Here is a 9,076-nt window from a genome sequence, read left to right on the forward strand (position 1 = left end):
GCCCGTTTGCAAACGGATTGGGGGATTCCCCGCAAGTGGGTGCGTCCGGAGGTTAAAACCGCCTCGTTTATAATGTCCGGCTTCGCTTACATCACGGGTTGAGCGAACCATGTGCGGTCCCCAGCGGCCAGGCGCATGTGATGTAAGCCCTTGAAATCTGAGGTGCCGCGCGGCCGACTGGCTTTGGCTCGCGTTGCACCGTGACTTTTGCGCAATACGGTGCGGGCTGTACAGCAGCCGGCACGGTCCAATCCCTCATAGGAACAAACATGGCCGTTACTGTTGAAACCCTTGAAAAGCTCGAGCGCAAGATCACGCTGAGCCTGCCCCTGAACTCCATCCAGAGCGAAGTCGAGAACCGCCTCAAGCAAGTGGCGCGCACCGTGAAGATGGACGGCTTCCGTCCCGGCAAGGTGCCGATGAGCGTGGTGGCCCAGCGTTATGGCTACTCGGTGCAGTACGAAGTGCTCAACGACAAGGTTGGCGAGGCTTTTGCACAGGCCGTCAACGAAGCCAAGCTGCGCGTGGCTGGCCAGCCCCGCATCTCCGAAAAGGAAGGCGCTCCCGAGGGCGAGGCCCAGTTCGAAGCCATCTTCGAAGTGATGCCTGAAGTCAAGATCGGTGACCTGACCTCGGCCGAAGTCGAGAAGCTGACCGCCGAAGTGGACGACGCCGCCATCGACAAGACCGTGGACATCCTGCGCAAGCAGCGCCGCACCTTCGCGCAGCGCGCCCAGGCCGATGTGGCCGTGGACGGCGACCGCGTGACCGTGGACTTCGAAGGCAAGATCGACGGCGAGACCTTCTCCGGCGGCAAGGCTGAAGACTTCCAGTTCCTGGTCGGCGAAGGTCAGATGCTCAAGGAATTCGAAGACGCAGTGCGCGGCATGAAGGCCGGCGAGTCCAAGACCTTCCCCCTGGCTTTCCCCGCCGACTACCACGGCAAGGACGTGGCCGGCAAGACCGCAGACTTCCTGGTGACGGTCAAGAAGATCGAGGCCGCCAACCTGCCCGAAGTGGACGAGGCTTTTGCCAAGGCCCTGGGCGTGGCTGAAGGCACGGTCGAAGGCCTGCGCGCCGACATCAAGAAGAACCTGGAGCGTGAAGTCAAGTTCCGCGTCCAGGGCCGCAACAAGCAAGCCGTGATGGACGCGCTGGTGTCCAAGGCCGAGCTGGAACTGCCCAAGGCCTCGGTGCAGGCTGAAGTCGCACGTCTGCTGGAAGGCGCCCGCGCCGAGCTGCAGCAGCGCGGCATCAAGGACGCCGACAAGGCCGAGATCCCTGAAGACGTGTTCCTGCCCCAAGCCGAGCGCCGCGTGCGCCTGGGCCTGGTGGTGGCCGAGCTGGTGCGCGCCAACGAGCTGCACGCCACGCCCGAGCAGATCAAGGCCCACGTGGAAGAGCTGGCCGCCAGCTACGAAAAGCCCGAAGACGTGGCACGCTGGTACTTCGGCGACCGCCAACGCCTGGCTGAAGTCGAAGCCGTTGTCATCGAAAACAACGTGACCGAGTTCGTGCTGGGCAAGGCCAAGGTCTCCGACAAGGCCGTGTCCTTCGACGAACTGATGGGCCAGGCCTGAGGGTTTGAGCACCGCCTGCCTGCCGCTTCGTGAGATCGGCGGGCGGGTTGGCATCTGCGGGGCTTGTGCTTTGGCGCACAAGCCCCATTTTCTTTCCGGATACGGCTAAAGTAGCCCCCTAGTACTGGAGAAAACATGAGCGCATTGGAAACTCAGGGTTTGGGCATGATCCCAATGGTCATCGAACAGTCCGGCCGCGGAGAGCGGTCGTACGACATCTACTCGCGCCTGCTCAAGGACCGGGTGATCTTCCTGGTGGGTCCTGTCAATGACCAGACGGCCAACCTCGTCGTGGCCCAGCTGCTGTTCCTTGAAAGCGAAAACCCCGACAAGGACATTTCGTTCTACATCAACAGCCCCGGCGGCTCCGTGAGCGCTGGCCTGGCCATCTTCGACACGATGAACTTCATCAAGCCCGATGTGTCCACGCTGTGCACCGGCATTGCAGCCAGCATGGGCGCCTTCCTGCTGGCCGCTGGCACCAAGGGCAAGCGCTTTGCGCTGCCCAACTCCCAGGTCATGATCCACCAGCCGCTGGGCGGCATGCAGGGCCAGGCCACCGAGATCGAGATCCACGCCCGCGAGATCCTCAAGACCCGCGAGCGCCTGAACAAGATCCTGGCCGAGCGCACGGGCCAACCGCTGGAAAAGATCCAGCACGACACCGAGCGCGACTACTTCCTGTCCGCCGACGAAGCCAAGGACTACGGCCTGGTCGATCAGGTGATCAACAAGCGCTCCTGAAGCCCGGAGGCTGTATGAGAATGGGCGGCGTTTTCCCCCTACGGAAAACGCCGCTTTCCATTTGGTTATCATCCTTTTCCATATTTCTGTAACAAGGCACCGACCCCATGGCCGAGAAAAAAGGCTCCTCCAGCGAAAAAAACCTTTATTGCACCTTCTGCGGCAAGAGCCAGCATGAGGTCAAGAAGCTGATCGCGGGTCCGTCAGTCTTTATCTGCGACGAGTGCATCGATCTCTGCAACGAGATCATCCGCGACGAGCAGCCCAGCACCGAGGCCAAGGACGGCCGAGGCGACCTGCCCACGCCCGCCGAAATCAAGGCCAACCTGGACAACTACGTGATCGGCCAGGACCTGCCCAAGCGCACGCTGGCTGTCGCCGTATACAACCACTACAAGCGCCTGCGTCACAAGGACAAGGCCGGCAAGGACGAGATTGAGCTGGCCAAGAGCAACATCCTGCTCATCGGTCCCACGGGCTCCGGCAAGACGCTGCTGGCGCAGACGCTGGCGCGCATGCTCAACGTTCCCTTCGTCATGGCCGATGCCACCACGCTGACCGAGGCCGGCTACGTGGGCGAGGACGTCGAGAACATCATCCAGAAGCTGCTGCAAAGCTGCGAATACGACGTCGAGCGTGCGCAGCGCGGCATCGTCTACATCGACGAGATCGACAAGATCTCGCGCAAGTCCGACAACCCCAGCATCACGCGTGACGTGTCGGGCGAGGGCGTGCAGCAGGCCCTGCTCAAGCTCATCGAAGGCACCATGGCCAGCGTGCCCCCGCAAGGTGGCCGCAAGCATCCGAACCAGGACTTCCTGCAGATCGACACGACCAACATCCTGTTCATCTGCGGTGGCGCGTTCGCGGGCCTGGAGAAGGTCATCGAGAACCGTACCGAGGCGTCGGGCATCGGCTTTGGCGCCACGGTCAAGAGCAAGAAGCAGCGCTCCATCTCGGAAGTGTTCCAGGAGATCGAGCCTGAAGACCTGATCAAGTTCGGCATCATCCCCGAGCTGGTCGGCCGCATGCCCGTGGTCACGGCCCTGGCCGAACTGGGTGAAGACGCCCTGGTGCAGATCCTGACCGAGCCCAAGAACGCCTTGGTCAAGCAGTACAGCAAGCTGCTGGCCATGGAAGGCGTGGAGCTGGAGATCCGGCCCGCCGCGCTCAAGGCCATCGCCCGCAAGGCGCTGGCGCGCAAGACGGGTGCGCGTGGCCTGCGCTCCATCCTGGAGCAATCGCTGATCGGCACCATGTACGAACTGCCCAATGCCGACAATGTCGAGAAGGTGGTGGTGGACGAGTCCACCATCGAAGACGGAAAAGTACCGCTGCTGGTTTACCGCGAGGCGGCCAAGAAAGCCTGATGCGCCGCTGCCTGCAAAGGTCCGGCAGCGCAAGTCCCTGTGGCCCGAAATCCTTTCGGGCTGCGGGGTTGAAATACACCGGTGGGCGGACCATCTTCCGCTGACAAACCGAGGATTCCCATGTCAGGACATACCCCTTTGCCTTCCACCCCCCTAGACCTGGCGCTGCTGCCGCTGCGCGATGTGGTCGTGTTCCCCCACATGGTGATCCCGCTGTTCGTGGGCCGCGCCAAGAGCATCAAGGCGCTGGAGCTGGCCATGGAAGGCGACCGCCGCATCATGCTGGTGGCCCAGAAGACCGCCTCCAAGGACGAACCCACGGCGGCCGACATGTTCGACGTCGGCTGCGTCTCCACCATCTTGCAGATGCTCAAGCTGCCCGACGGCACGGTCAAGGTGCTGGTCGAAGGCCAGCAGCGCGCGCTGGTCAAGCAGGTCATGGATGAAGAGACCCACTTCGTGGGCTCCGTCGTGCCCGTGGCGCCCGAGGCCGAAACCCACAAGCCCAGCGAGATCGAAGCCCTGCGCCGCGCCGTGACGCAGCAGTTCGACCAGTACGTCAAGCTCAACAAGAAGATCCCGCCCGAGATCCTCACCTCCATCGCCAGCATCGACGATGCCGGCCGCCTGGCCGACACCATCGCCGCGCACCTGCCGCTCAAGCTCGAGAACAAGCAGGCCGTGCTCGACCTGGTGGACATCAAGGAGCGCCTGGAAAACCTGTTCGAGCAGCTGGACCGTGAGGTCGACATCCTCAATGTCGACAAGCGCATCCGTGGTCGCGTCAAGCGCCAGATGGAAAAGAACCAGCGCGACTTCTACTTGAACGAGCAGGTCAAGGCCATCCAGAAGGAGCTGGGCGAGGGCGAGGACGGCGCCGACATCGAAGAGATCGAAAAGAAGATCAAGCTCGCTCGCATGCCCGCCGAGGCGCGCAAGAAGGCCGAGGCCGAGCTCAAGAAGCTCAAGCTCATGTCGCCCATGTCGGCCGAAGCCACCGTGGTGCGCAACTACATCGATGTGCTCACGGGCCTGCCCTGGAGCAAGAAGACCAAGATCAAGCACGACCTGGCCAATGCCGAGGAGGTGCTCAATGCCGACCACTTCGGCCTTGAAAAGGTCAAGGACCGCATCCTTGAATATCTTGCCGTGCAGCAACGCGTGGACAAGGTCAAGGCGCCCATCCTGTGCCTGGTCGGTCCTCCGGGCGTGGGCAAGACCTCGTTGGGCCAGTCCATCGCCAAGGCCACGGGCCGCAAGTACGTCCGCATGGCGCTGGGCGGCATGCGTGACGAGGCGGAAATCCGCGGCCACCGCCGCACCTACATCGGCGCCATGCCGGGCAAGGTGCTGCAAAGCCTGGACAAGGTCGGCACGCGCAACCCGCTGTTCCTCCTGGACGAAATCGACAAGCTCGGCATGGACTTCCGTGGCGATCCGTCGAGCGCCCTGCTGGAAGTGCTGGACCCCGAGCAAAACCACACCTTCGGCGATCACTACGTCGAAGTGGACTTCGACCTCAGCGACGTGATGTTCGTGGCGACCTCCAACTCCATGAATATCCCGCCCGCGCTGCTGGACCGCATGGAAGTGATCCGCCTGTCGGGTTACACCGAGGACGAAAAGGTCAACATCGCCATCCGCTATCTGCTGCCCAAGCAGATCACCAACAACGGTGTGAAGGAAGGCGAGATGCGGGTGGAGGAATCCGCCATCCGCGACATCGTGCGCTACTACACGCGAGAGGCCGGCGTGCGTTCGCTGGAGCGCGAGCTGTCCAAGATCTGCCGCAAGGTCGTCAAGGGCCTGCAGCTCAAGAAGCTGGAGCCCACCGTCGTCGTCACTGCCGACAACCTGCCTGACTACCTGGGTGTTCGCAAGTACACCTATGGCCGTGCCGAACTGAACAACCAGATCGGCCAGGTCGTGGGTCTTGCCTGGACCGAGGTCGGCGGCGATCTGCTGACCATCGAGGCCGCCATCATGCCCGGCAAGGGCGTGATCTCGCGCACCGGCTCGCTGGGCGACGTGATGAAGGAATCGGTCGAAGCCGCGCGCACCGTGGTGCGCAGCCGCTCGCGCATGCTGGGCATCAAGGACGAGGCCTTCGAGAAGAAGGACATCCACGTGCACGTGCCCGATGGCGCCACCCCCAAGGACGGCCCCAGCGCGGGTGCGGCCATGACGACGGCCTTCGTCTCTGCGCTGACGGGTATCCCGGTGCGTGCCGATGTCGCCATGACTGGTGAAATCACGCTGCGCGGTGAGGTCACCGCCATCGGCGGCCTCAAGGAAAAGCTGCTGGCGGCCCTGCGTGGCGGCATCAAGACGGTGCTGATCCCCGAAGAGAACGTCAAGGATCTCCAGGAGATCCCCGACAACGTCAAGAGCGGCTTGGAAATCATCCCCGTCAAGTGGATCGACCAGGTCCTCAAGGTGGCGCTGGAACGCGTGCCAGAGCCTCTGTCCGACGAGGAGGCCGCCGCCGTGGCCCCGGCGGAAACCAAGGCTGTGGAGCCTGCAGTCAAGCACTGAAGATGAAAAAATGTAGCGTTTTTCCTGAACCCTCCAAGAACTACGCTACAATTCATCCCATCGCAGCAAACGACGTTGTAGAATGTCAGGCTTCGATAGAAATGCGGGAATAGCTCAGTTGGTAGAGCGCAACCTTGCCAAGGTTGAGGTCGACGGTTCGAACCCGTTTTCCCGCTCCAGATTTTGAACATGCCGTTTCGGGTGTGTTCGGTTCTGGTGGCGGTTGGCTGCCAGAATGGATGATTCAAGCGGGAATAGCTCAGTTGGTAGAGCGCAACCTTGCCAAGGTTGAGGTCGACGGTTCGAACCCGTTTTCCCGCTCCAGTTTTGAATGTGCCTTGTGTACGTTCGATTCAGGTGACGGGTAGTTGCTTGAATTTTTGCGGGAATAGCTCAGTTGGTAGAGCGCAACCTTGCCAAGGTTGAGGTCGACGGTTCGAACCCGTTTTCCCGCTCCAGTTTCTAAAAGCTGCAGCAATGCTGTAGTTGTTTGATAGTGATCTTGGCGCGATAGCAAAGCGGTTATGCCCCGGATTGCAAATCCGGTTAGACCAGTTCGACTCTGGTTCGCGCCTCCAAGAATTTTAAAGAAAATCAAGTACTTATAAGGCCCCTCGGGGCCTTTTTTCATTTCCGGCCTGCCTCAATACAGGCTCAATCGACCTCAAACCGCGCCGAAACAGCGGTCGAACCACGCCTAATCTTCGTAGTTTGTCGATGAGGTGAGTACACTCCGCCCGAGCATCAATGGGAGGTGAGTGTGTCGAGTGTGCGCAAGACGCCCCGCGGGCGCTATGAGCTGACCATCCGCAGCAAGCTGCTGCCCAAGCCCGTCTACATGACGTTCGATGATCAGGCCGAGGCCCAGCAGTACGGCCACCAAGTCGACCAGTTGCTCGCTGCCGGCGTGGTGCCTGCAGGCTTGGTGCAGCAGAATGCTTCCGCGCCCAAGCCCACCGAGCGGCTCCGATTCGTGCTTATCGCTTGGATCAACACTGGACAGCCGGCGGCCACCGATACTCCTGTCCTTGACCTGCTAGTAGCCGAGTTGGGCAAGGTGCTGATTGCAGACCTGACTTACAAATGGGCCGAGGCCTGGGTGCGCAGCCTCAAGCTGGAGCGCAATTTCGCGCCAGGCACCATTCGCAAACGCGTGGGCTCCCTCTCCCGTTGCCTAGACTGGTGGCTGCGGCAGCATCCCGATGTCATGGTGGGCAACCCGCTGCGGCTGTTGCCTAAGGGGTTTGCCACATACACCCCAAAGGATCGCGTTGACATCGAGGCGCTCAACGCGGCGGCCAGCGAACAAGCCAAACCAAAGGTGGCCAAGGAAGATGTTCAGCGCGAGCGTCGGCTGTTGCCTGGCGAGCTGGACCGCATCGAGCGGGTGCTGGCGGGCGAACGCCGACCGGACCGCGAGCGCACGATCAAACTGGACGACGCGCCAGCCCTGCGCGCCATGTTGTTGCTGATCCTGTACACAGGGCTGCGGCTGCGCGAGGCCTACACGCTCCGGCGTGGGCAGTTCAGCCTGGCGACGCGGGTGATCCGGGCCAAGGCCAGCAAGCAGTGGCACGGCAAGGTCAAGTACCGCGAGGTGCCCATGCGGCCAGAGTTGTTCGGCGTGATGGAGGTCTATCTGCAGGCCCTACCAGATAAAGGGGAGCAGCAGCTGGTCTTCCCCTGGTGGAATGGTGTTGAGGATGCGCAAGAATTGACCAAGGTCTCCTCACGGCTCTCCAATCGATTCGCCAGTCTATTCGCCTATTCACAGTGCGACGGGCTCACAGAACATGATCTGCGGCATGAAGCGACGTGCCTGTGGTTCGAGATGCGCACCCGGACGGGAGGCTGGATGTTCCGCGAGGTGGAGATTCATCGCATTATGGGTTGGGCATCTGGCAGCAAGATGGCACAGAGGTATGCCAGCTTTAGAGCAGAGGATCTTGCTGCTCGGATGTTTAATTAATTGACTAAATTCTAGAATTTAAATAAAGGAGAATATTTTGGCAAGATTTCAGCGTATAAAAATACAAGCCTTGAATGAAAAGAAGGAATCTAGATCATTTATATCGGAAGGGTTGATCGTCGCTGGTGCAACTGCCGCGCTGTATATGGTGACTTTTGTATTTGAATATGGGTATTGTAAATATTTTGGGATACCTGGGTTCTTGGTTGAACCTTCGACAGGAACAGTTTTATTGTCGGCACTAATTATCTCAGTGGCAAGTGTATTTATTTTCAGCTTAAGTCAATTTCCTAGTGCCATGATAAAAAAAATTCCATGGGTGAAGCTTAGAAATAGAATTGTTGTAGTTGCTATTATGTGGACTTTCGCGCTACTGGTTGGAGATTTATCTAGCTGGACTTCAAAGACTATTCTGATTATTTCTACAATAATTCCTTTCCTTGATTATATTTTTCCGATGATATTGTTTTCCGGACCAATTCGTGATCGTATTTCTATGGCGGAAGATATGATCAGTGAGGAATACTTAAAAGACAAAAATAATAAAAATACTATCGTTGTGAAATTTTCTTTTTATATAGTATTGATTAATTTTGCTTTATTAATTGCTTTTGCGGCAGGGGCAACTCATGCAAAAATCCAGAAGGGATTTGTTGTTCTAAAAGCAGCGCCGGATTTCGCAGTTGTGAAGAGATATGGAGAGCGAATGATTGCTGTTAGATATGAGGGAACCCCTCCTAGAGCGACTGGAGAGTTTAAAATTCTTGATAAGGAAAAAGATGTTGAGTTTATTAATTTAAATAAACTTGAAATAAGTGAGTTTAAGAATTAATGAAAATTATTATTGCTGGTGCGGGGAATTATTGCATCTAATAATA

At 58.9% G+C, this 9,076-nt stretch carries 6 protein-coding genes and 4 tRNA genes; all 10 read left to right on the forward strand.

Annotated elements, in window-relative coordinates; genetic code table 11:
* Positions 1 to 269 precede the first annotated feature (269 nt).
* The 10 genes from tig to ACF8O7_RS15450 all read left to right on the forward strand — a co-directional run bounded on the left by tig (position 270) and on the right by ACF8O7_RS15450 (position 9,030).
* On the forward strand, positions 270 to 1,580 hold the full coding sequence (gene tig / locus ACF8O7_RS15405) for a trigger factor (protein ID WP_016445087.1): 1,311 nt from the start codon (positions 270 to 272) through the stop codon (positions 1,578 to 1,580).
* 135 nt (positions 1,581 to 1,715) lie between these two features.
* Entirely contained in the window at positions 1,716 to 2,324 is a 609-nt protein-coding gene (gene clpP / locus ACF8O7_RS15410) for an ATP-dependent Clp endopeptidase proteolytic subunit ClpP (RefSeq protein ID WP_016445088.1), read from the forward strand.
* Positions 2,325 to 2,431: 107 nt separating this feature from the next.
* Complete coding sequence (gene clpX, locus ACF8O7_RS15415) at positions 2,432 to 3,694, forward strand: ATP-dependent Clp protease ATP-binding subunit ClpX (RefSeq protein WP_126311854.1); 1,263 nt, start codon at positions 2,432 to 2,434, stop codon at positions 3,692 to 3,694.
* A 120-nt stretch (positions 3,695 to 3,814) separates the two neighbouring features.
* Positions 3,815 to 6,229: an endopeptidase La gene (gene lon / locus ACF8O7_RS15420; protein WP_016445089.1), complete on the forward strand. Its 2,415-nt coding sequence runs from the start codon at positions 3,815 to 3,817 to the stop codon at positions 6,227 to 6,229.
* Positions 6,230 to 6,332: 103 nt separating this feature from the next.
* Positions 6,333 to 6,408 (forward strand) — tRNA-Gly (locus ACF8O7_RS15425).
* A gap of 69 nt (positions 6,409 to 6,477) precedes the next feature.
* Positions 6,478 to 6,553 (forward strand) — tRNA-Gly (locus ACF8O7_RS15430).
* A 58-nt stretch (positions 6,554 to 6,611) separates the two neighbouring features.
* Positions 6,612 to 6,687: transfer RNA gene (locus ACF8O7_RS15435), tRNA-Gly, on the forward strand.
* 46 nt (positions 6,688 to 6,733) lie between these two features.
* A tRNA-Cys gene (locus tag ACF8O7_RS15440) sits at positions 6,734 to 6,807 on the forward strand.
* 191 nt (positions 6,808 to 6,998) lie between these two features.
* A complete protein-coding gene (locus ACF8O7_RS15445) occupies positions 6,999 to 8,198 on the forward strand; it encodes a tyrosine-type recombinase/integrase (protein WP_392443737.1) in 1,200 nt (399 codons plus the stop codon).
* Positions 8,199 to 8,235: 37 nt separating this feature from the next.
* Positions 8,236 to 9,030 (forward strand): hypothetical protein, encoded by a 795-nt coding sequence (locus tag ACF8O7_RS15450; protein ID WP_392443738.1) that lies wholly within the window; start codon positions 8,236 to 8,238, stop codon positions 9,028 to 9,030.
* The last annotated feature ends 46 nt before the right edge of the window (positions 9,031 to 9,076 follow it).

The organism is Delftia sp. WSY_16, from assembly GCF_043104415.1.
GTDB classification, from domain to species: domain Bacteria; phylum Pseudomonadota; class Gammaproteobacteria; order Burkholderiales; family Burkholderiaceae_C; genus Comamonas; species Comamonas tsuruhatensis.

Excerpts from the sequence above, each read along its gene's own strand:
- clpP (WP_016445088.1), top strand. The coding sequence starts at position 1,716 with ATGAGCGCATTGGAAACTCAGGGTTTGGGCATGATCCCAATGGTCATC.
- tig (WP_016445087.1), top strand. The coding sequence starts at position 270 with ATGGCCGTTACTGTTGAAACCCTTGAAAAGCTCGAGCGCAAGATCACG.
- clpX (WP_126311854.1), top strand. The coding sequence starts at position 2,432 with ATGGCCGAGAAAAAAGGCTCCTCCAGCGAAAAAAACCTTTATTGCACC.
- lon (WP_016445089.1), top strand. The coding sequence starts at position 3,815 with ATGTCAGGACATACCCCTTTGCCTTCCACCCCCCTAGACCTGGCGCTG.